At 58.8% G+C, this 16,867-nt stretch carries 16 protein-coding genes; 14 read left to right on the forward strand and 2 right to left on the reverse strand.

Features of this window, described 5'->3' with window-relative positions; genetic code table 11:
* The first annotated feature begins 163 nt into the window (after nt 1-163).
* The 10 genes from G485_RS0122340 (at nt 164) to G485_RS0122385 (ending at nt 11,416) form a co-directional block, all read left to right on the forward strand.
* Nucleotides 164-1,219, forward strand: coding sequence for a CotH kinase family protein (locus tag G485_RS0122340; protein WP_027094362.1), 1,056 nt, complete (start codon nt 164-166; stop codon nt 1,217-1,219).
* An 85-nt stretch (nt 1,220-1,304) separates the two neighbouring features.
* Complete coding sequence (locus G485_RS0122345; RefSeq protein ID WP_027094363.1) at nt 1,305-2,630, forward strand: replication-associated recombination protein A; 1,326 nt, start codon at nt 1,305-1,307, stop codon at nt 2,628-2,630.
* A 36-nt stretch (nt 2,631-2,666) separates the two neighbouring features.
* Nucleotides 2,667-2,819, forward strand: coding sequence for a hypothetical protein (locus G485_RS30235; RefSeq protein WP_156922545.1), 153 nt, complete (start codon nt 2,667-2,669; stop codon nt 2,817-2,819).
* Nucleotides 2,820-3,074: 255 nt separating this feature from the next.
* Complete coding sequence (locus G485_RS27840; protein WP_420805833.1) at nt 3,075-4,382, forward strand: hemolysin family protein; 1,308 nt, start codon at nt 3,075-3,077, stop codon at nt 4,380-4,382.
* Nucleotides 4,383-4,610: 228 nt separating this feature from the next.
* Nucleotides 4,611-5,519 (forward strand): ArsR/SmtB family transcription factor, encoded by a 909-nt coding sequence (locus G485_RS0122360; protein WP_027094364.1) that lies wholly within the window; start codon nt 4,611-4,613, stop codon nt 5,517-5,519.
* A gap of 240 nt (nt 5,520-5,759) precedes the next feature.
* Entirely contained in the window at nt 5,760-7,505 is a 1,746-nt protein-coding gene (locus tag G485_RS0122365; RefSeq protein WP_027094365.1) for an ABC transporter substrate-binding protein, read from the forward strand.
* A 53-nt stretch (nt 7,506-7,558) separates the two neighbouring features.
* Nucleotides 7,559-8,515: an ABC transporter permease gene (locus tag G485_RS0122370; RefSeq protein WP_027094366.1), complete on the forward strand. Its 957-nt coding sequence runs from the start codon at nt 7,559-7,561 to the stop codon at nt 8,513-8,515.
* A 13-nt stretch (nt 8,516-8,528) separates the two neighbouring features.
* The gene (gene opp4C / locus G485_RS0122375; RefSeq protein WP_027094367.1) at nt 8,529-9,461 is read left to right on the forward strand and encodes an oligopeptide ABC transporter permease; all 933 of its coding nucleotides are present in this window, start codon (nt 8,529-8,531) and stop codon (nt 9,459-9,461) included.
* Between the two features lie 13 nt (nt 9,462-9,474).
* Complete coding sequence (locus G485_RS0122380; protein ID WP_027094368.1) at nt 9,475-10,458, forward strand: ABC transporter ATP-binding protein; 984 nt, start codon at nt 9,475-9,477, stop codon at nt 10,456-10,458.
* Nucleotides 10,451-11,416, forward strand: coding sequence for an ABC transporter ATP-binding protein (locus tag G485_RS0122385; RefSeq protein ID WP_027094369.1), 966 nt, complete (start codon nt 10,451-10,453; stop codon nt 11,414-11,416). Before G485_RS0122380 ends, G485_RS0122385 begins: the two co-directional genes overlap by 8 nt.
* A 78-nt stretch (nt 11,417-11,494) precedes the next feature.
* Here G485_RS0122385 and G485_RS0122390 read toward each other — a convergent pair whose 3' ends face one another.
* Together G485_RS0122390 and G485_RS0122395 are read right to left on the reverse strand one after the other, a co-directional pair.
* Entirely contained in the window at nt 11,495-12,655 is a 1,161-nt protein-coding gene (locus tag G485_RS0122390; protein ID WP_035157764.1) for an MFS transporter, read from the reverse strand.
* Nucleotides 12,652-13,992 (reverse strand): hypothetical protein, encoded by a 1,341-nt coding sequence (locus G485_RS0122395; RefSeq protein WP_027094371.1) that lies wholly within the window; start codon nt 13,990-13,992, stop codon nt 12,652-12,654. Before G485_RS0122395 ends, G485_RS0122390 begins: the two co-directional genes overlap by 4 nt.
* Nucleotides 13,993-14,131: 139 nt before the next feature.
* Here G485_RS0122395 and G485_RS0122400 point away from each other — a divergent pair, with 139 nt between their 5' ends.
* The 4 genes from G485_RS0122400 to G485_RS0122415 all read left to right on the forward strand — a co-directional run bounded on the left by G485_RS0122400 (nt 14,132) and on the right by G485_RS0122415 (nt 16,837).
* Complete coding sequence (locus tag G485_RS0122400) at nt 14,132-14,482, forward strand: hypothetical protein (RefSeq protein ID WP_027094372.1); 351 nt, start codon at nt 14,132-14,134, stop codon at nt 14,480-14,482.
* 80 nt (nt 14,483-14,562) lie between these two features.
* On the forward strand, nt 14,563-15,588 hold the full coding sequence (locus tag G485_RS0122405; protein ID WP_084423456.1) for a tetraprenyl-beta-curcumene synthase family protein: 1,026 nt from the start codon (nt 14,563-14,565) through the stop codon (nt 15,586-15,588).
* 39 nt (nt 15,589-15,627) lie between these two features.
* Nucleotides 15,628-16,596, forward strand: a complete 969-nt coding sequence (gene pfkA, locus G485_RS0122410) for a 6-phosphofructokinase (RefSeq protein ID WP_027094374.1) — start codon at nt 15,628-15,630, stop codon at nt 16,594-16,596.
* Nucleotides 16,597-16,627: 31 nt separating this feature from the next.
* Nucleotides 16,628-16,837, forward strand: a complete 210-nt coding sequence (locus G485_RS0122415) for a DUF3906 family protein (protein ID WP_027094375.1) — start codon at nt 16,628-16,630, stop codon at nt 16,835-16,837.
* Nucleotides 16,838-16,867: the final 30 nt, after the last annotated feature.

The raw sequence follows: 16,867 nt of genomic DNA on the forward strand, positions 1-16,867 counted from the left end.
CGATGTCGATTCTTACGCCCCGATCCATCGGGGCGTTTTTTTGGGGACAAGCGTCGGTACGTTTCGCTTCACGATCTTATAGACGAATGCCGTTTCCGCATTTGGTAGGCACTCATACCCTATACAGGAACGATAGCCCTGCCCAAGGAAAGGCGGAGACGGAATGAACTTACCGGTTCGAGAGCTTCAGATTGGCGAAGCGGAAAGTTGGGAAATGGAGCGGAACTTGTGGAACGACCGATACGTGAACGCCGTCATGCACGCGAACGGGAGAAACGTTCCGGTGAGGGTAAGATTCCGCGGCGGCCATACGAGAGAATATCCGAAGCGCTCTTATGAAGTCGTTCGGCAGGGACAATCTTTCCACTACAACGCGGAGTTCGACGATCCCTCCATGATTCGCAACGCGCTGTCCTTTCGATTTTTCGAGGGGTTGGGCGTTCCCAGTCCGCGCACCAAGCACGTGCGCCTGTTCCTCAATGGGGAACCGCTGGGCGTTTATTTGGAGATCGAGGGGGTGGAACGGGCTTTTTTCCGCCGAAGGGGGATCGGGTATTCTTCTCTGTTCTACGCGGTGAACAACAACGCCGATTTCGGTCTTCGAAATCCCGAGACGAACCGGCTCAAGCACACTCTCCTGTCCGGTTACGAGCATCGGTTCGGCGGAGACGCGGAGAAGGCGAGGCTCAAAGCCTTCATTAAAGGATTTAACGAGAAAAGCGGGACCGGGTTGACCGCCTTTTTGAAGTCGAAGCTCGACGTCGAGAACTATTTGCGCTGGCTGGCCGGCGCGGTGCTGACCGGCAATTACGACGGCTTCGAACAGAATTACGCCTTGTACCGCCACAAGAAAACCGGCAAATTTCGCATCATTCCGTGGGATTACGAAGGCACCTGGGGCCGCAACTGCTACGGCCAGCTCGTGTCCAGCGGCCTGGTGGACGTGATGGGATACAATCATTTGACGCGCAAGGTTCTGGAGCAGAAGGCGAATCGGGCGCGTTACAAGGCGATCTTGTCCAGCGCGCTCAAAGGTCCGTTCAACGAAAATCTCATTATGCCGAACGTCCGAAGCATGATCTCGAAGCTGTCTCCTTACATCCGAGAAGACACGTTGCGCCGATGGTCTTATTCCGAATTTCTGGGAGAAGGGGACGTCATTCGCCAATATATTCGGGAGCGCCGGCGGTTGATCGCTTCGGCCTTGCGGAAAATGTGAATCTTGCAAAGAACGTACGTTCCCGTTCTTCTTCCGAACGAGCGGAGAATCTGCTAAGATGGAGGAAGAGAAAGGCGGGAGTGAAATGGATTTGTTCAGCTTTCGGGCGGAAGCCGAGCCGCGCGCCAGACTGCTGGCGGACCGCATGAGGCCGGAGACGCTGGAGGAATATATCGGTCAGGAGCATATCGTCGGGCCGGGCAAGCTGCTGCGGCGCGCCATCGAAGGGGACGCGGTGACCTCGATCGTGCTGTTCGGGCCGCCGGGATCGGGCAAGACGACGCTGGCTCATATTATATCCAAAAGAACCGAAGGCGAATTCGTCCGTCTCAACGCGGTGGACGCTTCCGTCAAGGACGTGCGGGAAGTCATCGAGCAGGCCGAGAGCAACAAGAATATGTACGGCCGCAAAACGATTCTGTTCCTCGACGAGGTGCATCGCTTTAACAGCGCCCGCCAGGATGCGCTGCTGCCGGCCGTCGAGAAGGGGATCATCGTGTTCATCGGGGCGACGACGGAGAACCCTTACCATTCCATCAACGGAGCGTTGTTGTCCCGTTCCACGCTGTTCCGGCTGCAGCCGTTGACGAAGGAGCATTCGCTGCTGGCGATGCGCAGGGCGATTGCCGACCCGGTCAAAGGGCTCGGCTTTATGAAGCTGCGCGTCGACGAAGAAGCGCTGGAGCATATAGCGGCGATGGCGAACGGGGATATTCGCCGGGCGCTGACGGCTCTCGAGCTGGCGGCCGTGACGACGCCGTCCGATCCGGACGGCTTCGTGCACATTACGCTGGAGGTTGCGGAGGAATCGATCCGGCAGCCGACGGTGCAGGCGGACGAGTCTACGCAGTACGACGTGCTGTCCGCCTTCCACAAGAGCGTGCGCGGATCGAGCGACGCGGCGCTGTTCTGGTTCCTCTACGCCGTGGAGAAGCTCGGCATGGATCCGATGGTGTTCCTGCGCCGGCTGACGGTCGCCTGCAGCGAGGACATCGGACTCGCCAATCCGCAGGCGATGGTGCAGGCGGTCAGCGCGATGGAAGCCTATCACCGGATCGGCTGGCCGGAATCGAAATATATTGTCGCGCAAGCTATTCTGTTCGCCGTGGAGAGCCCGAAGTCGAACTCGATCGCCGTTACGATCGGGAAGATTATGGAATCCTTCGAGACGTTGAAATCGGCGGAAGTTCCGCTTCATCTCCGGGACGGCCACTACAGCGGAGCCAAGAAGCTGGGCCACGTCGGTTACCGCTATCCGCACGACTATCCGGGGCATTACGTAGATCAGCAATATTTGCCTGATCCGATTCGGGACCGGGTGTTCTTCGAAGCTTCCGAACAGGGAATGGAGGACAAAATCAGGCAGAACCAGGAGCGGCGCAGGCGGCAGTGCAAACGCGGAGAGCCGTGAGACGAACGGGCAGACGCGGTCCAGGAGGACCGGCGTTTGCTTTTTTATTTGATGGCGGCCGCCAGCATCGCGGGCAATCCGGCGAACGTCCCAATCGACGGTTCCCGCCATTTCCTCCGGCCGCTCGAAGGTCGATTCGCCCGGGGACGGCCAACCTTTCCGGCCACCGGAACCTTTCTGAGCGTGTAATGGCGGATATACGCCGATTCCGCAAGGAAAAACGGCCCGGGAAGCAGGCTGACACGAAGGAAGCCCCCCGCTGCGGCCGTTTACGGGGTGAATCGCCGTTTGACGGCTTCCTGTGTCATCGACTAAGCTAGAATAAAGTTTAAATTCGAATCCTTTTCCATATTTTATCTTTTTCGATATAAAGGAGGTGTACCTATCCTCCGAACGGAGGGTAGGGATCGTTTGGACAGTGACCCGTTTCCGCTAGCGGTGGACTTGGTCTTGATTTTTTTGCTGGTGTTTTTGAACGGATTTTTTGTCTCCGTCGAATTCGCCATGGTCAAAGTGCGCGGAACCCGCATCGACACGCTCGTTCAGGAAGGCAACAAACGGGCGAAGCTCGCTTCCCATCTGACCGGTCATTTGGACGCCTACTTATCCGCCTGCCAATTGGGCATTACGTTGGCGTCGCTCGGACTCGGCTGGATCGGAGAGCCGACGATTGCGATGATGCTCAGACCTTTGTTTCACGACTTAGGCTTTGCGGAGAGCTGGATCCATCCTGTGTCGTTCGTTGTCGGCTTTTCCCTGATTACGATTCTCCATATCGTGCTCGGCGAGCTGGCCCCCAAAACACTGGCCATCCGCCAGTCGGAGACGGTAACCTTATGGGCCGCGGCTCCGCTAATCGCGTTCCGCAAATTGATGAGCCCCTTTATTTGGCTTCTGAACGGCACCGCGAACGCCATCCTGAAGCTTGTCGGCATCGAACCCGCGAACGAAATCTCATCGGCGCATACGGAAGAAGAAATCCGGATTTTAATGAAGGAAAGCCATAAGAGCGGATTGATCGACAACACCGAGCTGACGCTCGTGGACAACATCTTCGAATTCGCCGAGACGAACGCCCGGGAGATTATGATTCCCCGGACCGAGATGGTTTGCCTGTACGCGAACCATTCTTTCGAGCACAACAAGGAGATCGTGCTCAAGGAGATGCACACCCGCTATCCGGTTTGCGAGAACGACAAGGACAACATCATCGGTTTCGTTCATATTCGCGATTTGCTCCAAGCTTCCGACGACGGCGTTCACGACATTCGCCGGCTCGTCCGGCCGCTGACGACGGTGCCCGAGAGCATGCCGATCAGCTCGCTTCTGAAGCTGATGCAGAAGAACAAGACGCAGATCGCCATTCTGATCGACGAATATGGAGGCACATCCGGCCTGGTGACGCTTGAGGATATTATGGAAGAGATCGTCGGCGACATTCAGGACGAATTCGACGAGGAACGGCCGGAACTGGAGAAGAAGGACGATTACTCTTATTCGATCAGCGGTATGATGCTGATCGAGGAAGTGAACAGCTTCTTCGGTCTCGATATTTCGACGGACGATTACGATACGATCGGAGGCTGGATGTACTCCCAGATCGAGATTCCGCCGAAGAAGCACCAGTCGGTCGAGCTGGAAGAGGGCTTCCGCCTCGTTGTCGAAGAGACCGATCATTTGCGCATATCGCGCATTCAGGTCATTCGGGACGAGACGAAGGAATGGGAGCCGCCTCAGGCGGAGACCGGCTGAAGGAACCGTGGATTGGAATAGAAGCATGTTTTCCGTTTTTATACGAGATTTGAGCGGCTGCCGGCAGGCGGCCGTTCTTTTTTAGTCGAACCCGAGGGGCCGCCGTCTTCGAACTTGACGAACGATCGGGGCTGAGCCGCCGGACTCGGCCCAGACCGATCTTCGCGCCTTCGGTTTCCGCCATTCCTTGGAAAAGCTATAATGGTTAGCAGAGAGGGGCGAACAATCTTGAAATACCGTCCGCAAGTGGAATTCAAACCTTTGTACGAAGCGATCAACAGCCTTCACACCTTTATTTGCCGCCAATCGCACAAGAAAATCGATCTTGGCGCCGCCTGGGCCAAAGCCGCCCGCGAGCGGCTAACCCCCGAATTTGCGTCCATGCTGGACCGAACGGAAGTCGACCACGATTGGAAAATGACCTATCTGCTCGTTCATTTGTGTCCGGCCGACGACGTAGAAGGCTTTCTGGCATGGCTCGAGGGGCTGGCGGTCGGCGATCTTTACGAGTTGATGTCCGATTACGGCAACCAGTTCCCGGAGCAAATGGGGGAGTTTCGCTCCAGAACGCTGACCTTGTTTTCGCATTGGAACGACCAATACTTCAAGACCGTCGATCCGGCCGTCATCCGGTCTCTGCGCGACGAAGAACGGAACCGCAAGGAGCAATTGGCGCGCTTGCCGGAGGACGAGTTCATCGACCGGACGACCAACGGCTTGATATTCAAGCCGATGCCCGGCATGGAGCGGCTCGTACTGATTCCTCAATACCATTTTCAACCGTTGAACGTCATTTACGAATTCGGCTCGATGACGGTATGTCATTACGGAGCCCGAGTTTATTTCGGCGAAGAGGAGGATCTGGCCACGCCCGATTACCGCATCCTTCGCAGCCTGAGCGAGAGAAGCCGGCTGAAAATATTGCGCTATCTTCACGGCGGTCCCCGCAGCTTTATCGAAATCGTGCGCCACTTGCAATTGTCGAAAGGAATTACCCACGATCACATTACGAAGCTCCGCATGGCGGGGCTCATTCACGCGCATTTCGAAGGAGAGTCGCTCATCGAATACAGCTTCCGACCCGCGGCGCTGCAGCAAATGCAAAACAAATTGCTGGCGTATATCGAACGAGGCTGAGTGGCTGACGCGCAAGCGAACGATCGAACCCTATCGAACCCTATCGGACCGGTTATTCGGAACGGTAGGGTTCTTTATTTGCATGTCCTTATATAATTTCTCTATATGGCGAATTATTTGTCGGTTCTCTATTTACAGAACCGAAATTGGTTCCTATAATAAGAGCTATTACGATATATCCCACTTAAATTATCGGGTATGTCGGGACTAACAAACGATAGAAATATCAGGGAGGAAATCATGAAGAAATCGATCGCTGCGTTATCCGCCATTCTGATTCTGGGATTGCTCTTATCGGCATGCTCGTCCGGTTCGTCGGACTCATCCGCGCCCTCCGGAGGCGCCTCGGAATCCGCATCGTCGCCCTCGGCCGCATCCGCGGCATCGCCGTCTTCGTCTCCGTCGGCTTCGCCTTCGGATGTCATCCCGGCAAGCGACTTGTCCAAGCTGCCCGGCGCGGCGCAGCAACGGACCGATACGATTATCGTCGCTCTGACCGATCCGAGCGGCGCGTTCACGCCTTACTTTCATCAGAGCGGATACGACGGGAACGTCTCTTCCTTGCTGTATACCCCGCTCGTGACGGTGGACGACAAGGGTGTGCCGATTCCGGCGCTTGCGGAGAGCTGGGACGTCTCCCCCGACAATTTGACTTACACGTTCCATCTTCGCAAAGATTTGAAGTTCAGTGACGGTTCCCCGGTAACGGCCGACGACGTCGCCTTCACGTGGACGATTCTTCACGACAAAGCCTACGACGGCGACTCTCTGGTAAGCACCCTTGGCGTCAAAGGCGGAGAAGCCTACAAGGAAGGCAAGGCGGCGAGCATTGAAGGCATTAAAGTGATCGATCCGCTCACCGTCTCCGTCACGCTGGAGAAGCCGAACGCCGCCGCGCTCTTGACGCTCGGATCGGACGTGCTGTCCAAGGCGTATTACGGCAAAGATTACAAGTTCGGCCAACTGGACTATATCAAGAAGCTTCACGAGAAACCGGTCGGAACAGGTCCGTACAAGCTGGAGAAGTTCATTCCGGGACAAGAAGTGCGGTTCGTCGCCAACGAGTATTATTACAAAGGCAAGCCGAAGACGGAGCACTTCCTGTACAAGACGTCGGAAGGCGATACGTGGCAATTCCTCGAGACCGGCGAAATCGACTTCGCTTCATTCAGCGCGACCCAGGAGAACATCGACAAGCTGAAAAGTCTCGGCTTTGTCAATATTCTGCCTTACACGCCCAGCACATACGGCTATTTGCAGGTGAACCTGGAGCACGAAGCTTTTAAAGACAAGAAGGTGCGGCAAGCGATCGCCTACGGGTTGGACCGGCAAAGCATCTACGTCGACGCCAACCAGGGAGCGGGCGCGGTGGCCAACATCCCTTCGTCGCCCATTTCGTGGGCGTATACCGAAGAGGGAATCAACCCGTACAAGTACGATCCGGACAAAGCGAAGGCGCTGCTTGACGAAGCCGGCTGGACCGTTGGGAAGGACGGCATCCGGGAGAAGGACGGGAAGCAACTGACGATTCACTACCTGGGAACGAAGAAAAAGGACACGGACATTTTCATCGCGGTCGCCAAAGAAAACTTCGAGGCGCTCGGCATCAAGTTCGAGCCCGAAGTGTTCGCGGACTTCAACTCGCTCGTCTCCAAGGTGGAAGGAGGCGATTACGATCTCGTCTCGTTCTCGACGCCGCTCCTGACCGATCCGTCCGACGGGCTGCTGCAATTCGTGGACGGGGAGATCAAAGGCTACGACAACCCGAAATTCAAAGAGCTGTTCGACCAGGGTCTGGCGACGAACGACATCGAGGCGCGGAAGAACATTTACAAGCAGATTTTCCAACTGCTCAACGACGAGCTGCCGGTCATCTTCACAAGCTATAAGAAGACGGTTTACGCATACAACGGCCGGATCGAGAATCTGTCGGTCAGCCCGTTCAACGGCATCTCGCCCAGCCTGCCGGACTGGTCCCTGAAGTAAGAACTATCGTCCCCTGCCGATCCGGCGGGGGATGATCGATTGAGGTGCGGATAATGAGCGCGTTTCTGACGAAAAGACTGCTGTATACCGTCGTGATCTTGCTGGCCGCCTCTTTGCTTATATTCAGCTTGTACGCCTGGACGCCGGGCGACTTCATTAGCGGCAACATCAAGCTGACGCCCGAACGGAAGGCGGAGCTCCGGGAGATCTACGGCCTGAACAAGCCGGTGCTCGAGCGTTACGCCACGTGGATGAAGCATGCCTTTCACGGCGATTTGGGCTATTCGCTGGCGCAGCAGAAGCCGGTGCTCACCCTGTTTAACGAGTACATTTGGAACTCGTTCCTGCTCGCCGCCGTCTCCACGTTCTTCACCTGGCTGATCGCGGTCGTCATCGGCGTCGTTGCCGCCTACAAGCAATATTCCTGGTTCGATACGCTGGTGATGGTCGTCATCTTCGGGGCGATGTCGCTGCCGTCCTTCTTCATCGGTCTGTTCCTGATCAAGATATTGGCCGTGGACTGGAAGCTGCTGCCGCCCGGCGGCATGCTGACGACGGGGAGCAACGCGACCGGCATCGCCTACTTCCGCGAGGTCGTGCGCCATATGACGCTCCCGGTCGTCGTGATGACGCTGCTTGGGATCGGCTCGCTGACCCGTTATATCCGCGGCAATCTGATCGACGTGCTGAAGCAGGATTACATCCGGACGGCGCGCGCCAAAGGGCTGAAGGAGCGGAAAGTGCTGTTCAAGCATGCGCTGCGCAACGCGCTGCTTCCGGCGATCACCCTCGTCGGCTTCGAGCTTCCGTCGTTGTTCGGCGGTTCCTTGATTATCGAGAAAATCTTCAACTGGCCGGGAATCGGCCAGTTGTACATGCAGTCGTTCGGACTCCGGGATTATCCGCTGTTGATGGGCTTCACCGTGCTGATCGCCATTTTGACCGTCATCGGCACGCTGCTATCGGATATTTTGTACCGCGTCGCGGATCCGCGCGTCAGACTGCAATGAGGGAGGGTAACGAATGTCTGCGATAAGCGGCGGCTTGCCGGCGGCCGATACTCCGATCGCCCGGAAGGAATCCGTCCGGACTTCGCTGTGGGCGCTGGCTTTGCGGCGGCTCTTGCAAAACAAGCTGGCGATGGCCGGAGGAATCGTCGTGGCGCTCATGTTCGCGATTTGCTTTATCGGTCCGCTCTTCTCGCCTTACACGGACAACAAAATTCATATGGCGCTCATGAACAAGCCTCCGAATTGGAAGCACTGGCTCGGAACGGACGCGCTGGGACGGGACGTGCTGACCCGCGTCATGCAGGCGGGCCGGATCTCGCTGACGGTCGGGCTCGCTTCGATGGTGCTGTCCGTCTTCCTCGGCTCGCTGCTGGGCGCTATTGCCGGTTATTACAGAGGAATCGCCGATCAGATCATTATGCGGATCGGGGATTTGCTGCTGACCGTGCCGAGCCTTCCGCTTCTGTTCATTCTGGGCGCGCTTCTGTCCGAATGGAAGGTGCCGCCGGAAGACCGGATGTACATCGTCATGCTTCTGCTCAGCTTCGTCAACTGGCCGGGCATTGCAAGAATGGTCCGGGGCGAGGTGCTCAGCCTGAGGGAACGCGAATTTATGCAGGCGGCGACCGTTCTCGGATTGAGCGCCAGGCGCAAACTGTTTCGCCACTTGCTTCCGAATCTGGTGCCGCTGCTCATTGTCATCGCTTCGCTCAACATCGGCGGAGCGGTTCTGAGCGAGTCGGTGCTCAGCTTCTTCGGCCTCGGCGTGATGCCTCCGACGCCGACCTGGGGGAACATGATCGATGCGGCAAACAATTTGATCGACTTTCAGCAGCGGCCGTGGCTGTGGATTCCGCCGGGTTTTTGCATTTTCGCGACGGTCATCGCCGTCAACCTATTCGGAGACGGACTTCGGGACGTTCTCGATCCCAAGCAGAAAAGGTAGGTGGCGCATCGGAATGAGAGACTTGCTTACGATCGAGAATTTGCGCACCCATTTCTTCGCCCCGGAAGGGACGATCAAAGCGGTCGACGGCGTGAGCCTGCGCGTCCGGGAGGGGGAGACCGTCTGCATCGTAGGCGAATCGGGCTGCGGCAAGAGCATTACGGCCCTGTCGGTGATGGGGCTGGCGGCGGGAAGCTCCGGCAAAGTCGTCGGCGGCCGGATCGAATTCGACGGCCGGAACCTGCTCGAGCTGGACAAGAACGAGCTGCGGACGCTGCGCGGCCATGAGATCGCGATGATTTTCCAGGAGCCCATGTCGTCGCTCAACCCGGTTCTTCCGGTCGGCGAGCAGATCATGGAGCCGCTCATCGAGCATTTGAAGCTGGGCAAAAAAGCCGCGCGGGCGCGCGCGATCGAACTGATCGCCCAGGTCGGCATCGCCAGGCCGGAGCAGATCGCGAACGCCTACCCGCACGAGCTGAGCGGCGGCATGCTGCAGCGGATCATGATCGCGGCGGCGATCTCCTGCAGCCCCAAGCTGCTCATCGCGGACGAGCCGACGACCGCGCTCGACGTGACGATCCAGGCGCAAATTCTGGATATGCTGCGGCGGTTCAAGGCGGAATCGAACATGTCCATTCTGCTCATTACGCACGATCTGGGCGTCGTCGCCGAGATGGCGGACTATGTCGTCGTCATGTACGCGGGCAAAGTCGTCGAGGAAGGCGAAGTGACGGAGCTGTTCTCCCATCCCAAGCATCCGTACACGAAGGGGCTTCTTCGCTCGAAGCCGATTCTGAACCATCGCCAGGACGAGCTGTATGCCATTCCCGGCCAAGTTCCGAATCCGCTGGAATTGACGGTGTCCTGCTACTTCCACGACCGCTGCGGGCAATGCATGGACGTCTGCCGAAGCAGGGAACCGCGTCTGAGAGAAGCGGGAGAGCGGCACCGCGTCGCCTGCTGGCTGTACGAGGAGGCGGTCGCTTATGTCTGAACCGTTGCTGGACATCCGGCGGCTCAAGAAATATTTTCCGATCAAGTCCGGGCTGCTGAACCGCACGGTCGGTCAAGTGAAGGCGGTCGACGACATCAGCATTACGATTCGGCCGGGAGAGACGTTCGGACTCGTGGGCGAATCCGGCAGCGGCAAGAGCACGGTCGGACGAACGGCGATCCGGCTGACGGACAAGACGGAAGGCGAGGTAGCGTTCAAAGGCGTCGATCTGTACGCGCTGCCTCCGCAGGAGCTGCGGAAGCTGCGGCCGAAGCTGCAGCTCATTTTTCAGGACCCGTACAGCTCCTTGAATCCCCGCGTGCGCGTCGGCGATGCGATCGGAGAAGCGCTGCTGGAGCACGGACTGGCTTCCAAGGACGAGGTTCGGGACCGCGTTCTGGACGTTCTCTCACTGTGCGGGTTGTCGTCCTATCATATCGACCGGTTCCCGCACGAGTTCTCGGGCGGACAGCGCCAGCGGATCGGGATCGCGAGAGCGCTTGTGCTGAATCCGGAGCTGATCGTGGCGGACGAACCGGTGTCCGCGCTGGACGTCTCCATTCAAGCGCAAATTATTAATCTGTTCCGCAGGCTGCAAGAGACGAACGGGTTGACGTACCTGTTCATCTCGCACGATTTGAGCGTGGTCGAGCATTTGTGTTCGCGGGTCGGCGTCATGTATTTGGGATCGATGGCGGAGACGGCTTCGCGGGACGACCTGTTCCGGGAGCCGCTGCATCCGTATACGAAGGCGCTGCTCTCGGCCGTGCCCATTCCGATTCCGAAGCTGAAGCGGGAGCGGATCGTGCTCAAGGGCGATATTCCGAACCCGGCCAATCCGCCGTCGGGCTGCAAGTTCCATACCCGATGCCCGTTCGCCGTCGCGCGATGCGCGGAAGAACGGCCCGAATTCCGCCATGTCGGCGGGGAGCGCTACGTGGCTTGCCATCTGGTATAGCGGATGGATAAGGTAAAAGAAAAGGCAGAGAAACGGTCGTGCGGCGCACGCGCGGCCGTTCCTCTGTCTTCTTTGATTTTATGCGGCGGAGCGCCGGAAGTGGACGATCAGGAAGCCGACCGCGGCGGCCAAGGCGAACATCGAGCCGAAGCGGAACACGACGCTCAGACCGTAGGCGTCGAACAGCCAGCCGCCCAGCGTGCCGGCGATCAGCCCGGCGAGTCCGGTCCACACCATGCCGAACAGCGCCTGCCCCGAGGAGCGGAACTCGTCCGGCACGACCGACTGCAAATAGCGGAGCGCGGTGATGTAGTAAATGCCGAACGTCACGCTGTGCATCATCTGGAGGAAGACGAAGGCGATCGGTTCGTGCGCGATGCTGAGCAGGCCGAGCCGCACCATGTACATCAGGCTGGCGACGGCCAGCAGCGGGAGTTCCCGGAAGCGGTGGCCGAATTTGGCGAGCAGGAAGAAGATCGGAATCTCGCTGACCGACGAGGCCAGCGAAGCCGCTCCGATCATCGAGCTGCTGGCGCCGAGCTCCCGCATCGCGACCGCCAGGAAGCCTTCGTTCATCCGGTGGGAGACGGACACAAGGGCGACGAGACCGAAGAAGGCGAGCGTCTCCTTGCGCTTCAAGACGACCCACAGCCCGCTGAACTGGAATTTGCTGAGCGACGCCTGGAAGTTGCCGAGCGCCAGCGACAGAACGAGCGAGCAGACGACGGTCGCCAGGCCGAACCCCATCGTCCACGACGATCCGACGGCTTTCAGAATGAAGCCGAACGCCAGCGCGCAGACGGCGTAGCCGAGCGAGCCGAACATCCGGATCGAAGGGAAGGAGCGGTTCATCCGGTCGGCGGCCAGCAGCGTGAGGCTGTCCATCATGGAGTTGACGGGCGTCTGGAAGAGGTAGAATACGCCCATCAGCACGGCGATAACGCCGAATTCCTTCTGGGGAAGCAGCAGGCCGAGCGCCAGCAATTGGCCCAGAAAGATCAGGTTGAGCACGCGGCGCAGCGCTTTCGACCGGTCGGCGGCGATGCCCGCGAGCAGGTTGGAGAAGATGGACAGCATCGGACCGATGGAATAGATCGCTCCGATCTGCAGCTTCGTAAAGCCGAGATCGGCGAAATAAAGCGGGAAAAACGTCACGACGAGCACCATCGTCGCGTAATTCATAAAATGCAGGCTGCGAAGCACCGCGAGTTGGCCGGCGTCGGATTGCAGCAGTTTCATCGTTCGATCCCCTCCGCGTTGAGATTGGGAAGCCGGGTCATTCGCTCCATGCGGCGGCTTCGCCGGAACAGCCAGTAGAGCAGCGCCAGCTCCGCCGCGATGCCGCCCGATTGCGCGAGGGAACCGAGCGTCCCCGCCCACTGTGGCAAGGCGAGCGTCAGCGTAACGATCAGCACGATGGTGATGAGCGCGTTCGACGTCTGCGACCCGAACATCAGCTTCGTCTGCCCCCGCGACAAAATAATACCGTTTAACGAATCCAGCCACGGAAAAATGAGCACGTACGGCAAATAAGCCCGCAGCGCGTTGATGCTCGCATCGAGCAGCCGATCCTCGACCCCGATCAGATGGACGAAAATCCACGGGCCCGCGGGCGTAAAGGCGATGCAGGCGATCAGGCCCCCGGGCACGAACGCCATCAGCAAGACGAACTTGCGGACGAGCAGCGGATGGGTCCGATAGAATTGCAGCGCGATCTGGTGGAAATAGTTGAAGAAGCCGAGCACCAGGTTCATGAAGCTTCCCGCGACGGAGAAGGAAGCGATCGCCAGCGTTCCCCGGTCCGTGTGCCCCAGCAGCGCATTCAAAATCGGAGGCACCCATACGATGATGAGCGAAGAGAACAGCAGCGGGTTATAAAATTTAAGCACTTGGCCGGGACGCGCGACGTCGCAATCCGGGTCCCGTTCGGGGAGCTCCCGCGCCAGCTTATGGCCTTCGAGCCAACTGACGGCCGCCTCGACGATCATGCCGAAGACGAAGATGACCGCGCCTTGCCGGGAGTTGGTGACGCCGACATGCAGCATGTATTGCGACAGCGCGATCATCGCGCCCAGGCGGAAGACCATTCCGACCGTCAGCCACTTCGTGCGCATTTTATAGATAATAACCCCTTGATACAGGCAGCGGATGCCGGAAAAAACGCTGAGGAACATAAGCGCGTGGTAGACATCCACCGCAGCGTCGGCCGTGTCGGCGTCGGCTCCGTAAGCGCCTCCGAACACCCATCGGCCGACCGGCGTGTAGGCGATGAGGCCGCCGAAGACGAGCGATCCGCCGAACACGATGAACGCGACCCGGCGAATGGCGGCGAACGACAGGCGGTCCCGCACGAGCGCGGAGCACGTCTCGCGGAACAGCACGGCGGGACGCTCGGTGACGGTAAGCAGGCTCATGGCGGTGGCGTAACCGGCCAGAATGAACTCCGGGTTGGCCGCTCGCGCCAGCGTGCCGTTTATAACGACGTGGGACAAATTGATCAGCAGCGCGGACAAGCCGAGCGGGATGAAAAAGAAAAAAAGCCGCTTCAAGGTGACTCTCTCTTCTAGGGCGGACAACGCGGTTCATCTCCTTATGTATTCCCGAGTATTATAGCAGGTTCGACGACGTTCGGGGGCTGTTTTCAATACTTTTTCACTGGATTTAGCCTTGTCGAAATGATAAATTAGAGAATGATGTATGGAACAGGGGTTGAACATGGGAGAATGGTTTAACGTAAGCCGCTGGGCCTGCGGTCAATTCGCGATGGACGGCCGCCTGGGCATCGCCGTTCCCCGTTTGACCCAGCAGTGGGAGAGCCTGAGCCAAGACCGGAAAGCCGCCCTCCTGGAAGCCTGGGAGGCGATTCGGGGACGGATTCCGGATCGCATCGCCGAATTCGAGCAATCGATCCGGGCGATGCAGAGCGAACTGTTCGAGGAGGAAGACTTCGCGAAGTCTTGCCGCCTGAACTACGAGATCGCGGAACTCGCCAGCCGAATCAACGACCTGAACATTTGGTATCGAACCGAACAAGATTTCGAAGAAGAGACTCGCAGGCACGGCTGAGTCCGATGGCAGCTGGAGGTACCGCTTTGACCGACTTTACTTTGCTTGCGGGCCGCTCGCCGAGAGGGCCCGTCACGCTGATGGCCCGCGTATACAAGTACATCCTCCCCGAAGTGCGGGCGGAGCTCGGCAATTGGCGCCGGATGGCGGAGACGATTCCCGACCCGGAGCTTAGGAAGCAGGCGATCGACAGCATGACGGCCAAGGAGTTCCATTGCCAGGGAGGAGCGGTGTACGCGGCGGCCAACCTAGCCAGCCGGGATGTCCTCATTCCGCTCATAGTAGCCCTGCAGACGATCAGCGATTACCTGGACAATCTGTGCGACCGGAGCACGTCGCTCGATGCGGAAGATTTCCGGCTGCTGCATCGCAGCATGCTGGATGCGGTAACGCCCGGAGCGGCGACGTGCAATTATTACGAGCTTCGCAGCGAGCAGGACGACGGAGGCTATCTTCACGCACTCGTTAAGCGCTGCCAATCCTGCGCCGAGCGGCTTCCTTCGTACCGGCACGTACAAGAGGAAGTGCGGGATCTGGTATCGCTCTACGGGGACCTGCAGGTGTACAAACACATCGACAGAAGCCTTCGCGAGCCGCGACTGCTCGAATGGTGGGACCGGCACTCCCCGCGCTATCCGGAGTTGAAGTGGAACGAGTTCGCGGCCGCGACCGGTTCCACGCTGGGCATGTTCATGCTGTTCCTCGCGGCGAGCGACGAGAAGCTGGAGCCGTCCGCCGGGCGCTTCATCCGGGAAGCCTATTTCCCGTCCATCAACGGCCTCCACATTCTGCTCGACTATTTGATCGATCAGCAGGAGGACGAGCTCGGAGGCGATCTGAACTTCTGCAGCTATTACGCCAGCCAGGAAGAGTTGGACGAGCGTCTTCAGCGCATGGTGCAAGCCGCGCGGCTTGCGGCGGACAGGCTGCCGTTCGCCAGGTTCCACCGGATGATTGTGGAGGGCTTGGTCGCGCTGTACTTGTCCGATCCGAAAGTGCGGGACCAGCGGAACGTCCGCCGGACGGCCAGGCTGCTCATGAGAGGCAGCCCTTGGACCCGGGTGTTTTTCTGGTTGAACACCCATTGGATTCGCAAGGCGATGTAAAATGAGCACTAACGAGACAGTTGAAGGGAGCAACGGTTCATGAGCGCAGTTAGCAAAATTGCCGTATTGACCAGCGGGGGAGATTCGCAAGGGATGAACGCGGCGGTCCGGGCCGTCGTACGGAGTGCGCTGTTCCGGGGGCTGGAGGTTTTCGGGGTTCAACGCGGGTATCAGGGGCTTCTCAACGAGGATTTGCGCCAGATGGATTTGCGGAGCGTCGGGGACATTATTCAACGCGGCGGCACGATTCTTCAGACCGCCCGCTGCAAGGAATTTCTGACGCCGGAAGGCCAGCAGCGCGGCGCCGAGGTGCTTCGCAAGCACGGCATCGACGGTCTGGTTGTCATCGGCGGCGACGGCTCTTATCAAGGGGCGAACAAGCTGAGCAAGCTCGGCATCAAGACGATGGGCCTGCCCGGCACGATCGACAACGACATTCCGTTCACCGACTTTACGATCGGTTTCGACACCGCGGTTAGCATCGTCGTGGACGCCATCAACAAGCTGCGCGACACGATGACGTCGCACGAGCGCTCGTCCGTCGTGGAAGTCATGGGCCGACACTGCGGAGACATCGCCTTGTACGCGGGCCTGGCCAGCGGCGCCGAATCCATTCTCGTGCCGGAGGTGCCGTTCGACATCAAGGAAATCTCCGGCCGGATGAAGGAAAATTTCCAGAACGGCAAGCGCCACAGTATCGTCATCGTGGCGGAAGGCGCCGGCAAGGGGGAGGACATCGCCCGCCAGATTACCGAATACAGCGGCATCGAGCCGCGCGTCACCGTGCTCGGCCACATTCAGCGCGGCGGCACGCCGACGCATAACGACCGGATTCTGGCGAGCCGTCTCGGCGATTTTGCCGTCCAGAAGCTGACCGAGGGCGATTCCGCCAAGGCGTGCGGCATTATTAAGGGAGAGCTGGTCGCGACGGAGATCGACAAGGTCGTGACGAGCAAGAAGAGCTTCGACATGAACTTATACAATTTGGCTATTCGCCTGGCCCAATAAGGCGATCGTCCCGCGAAGGAGCGAACACGGAATGTATTTATACAAAGTCGAAGCGACGCTTGCGGATCGGAAGGCCGTGCTGATCGTCATGGGCGAATCCGACAAGGACGTGCTCGAGCAAGCCGAGGTTCACCTCGAGAAGCATTTCATCGGCAAGCAGGACGTGCGCGAGCTTGTGCTTCTGGAGAAGCGGCGCGCCGTCAAGGGAGCCGCGTACGTGATCGAGGTTCAGGAACCGTAATTCTGAGCGGAAGGCCCAAAAGCTGCAACC

This window comes from Cohnella thermotolerans DSM 17683 (genome assembly GCF_000429825.1).
GTDB classification, from domain to species: Bacteria; Bacillota; Bacilli; order Paenibacillales; family Paenibacillaceae; genus Cohnella; species Cohnella thermotolerans.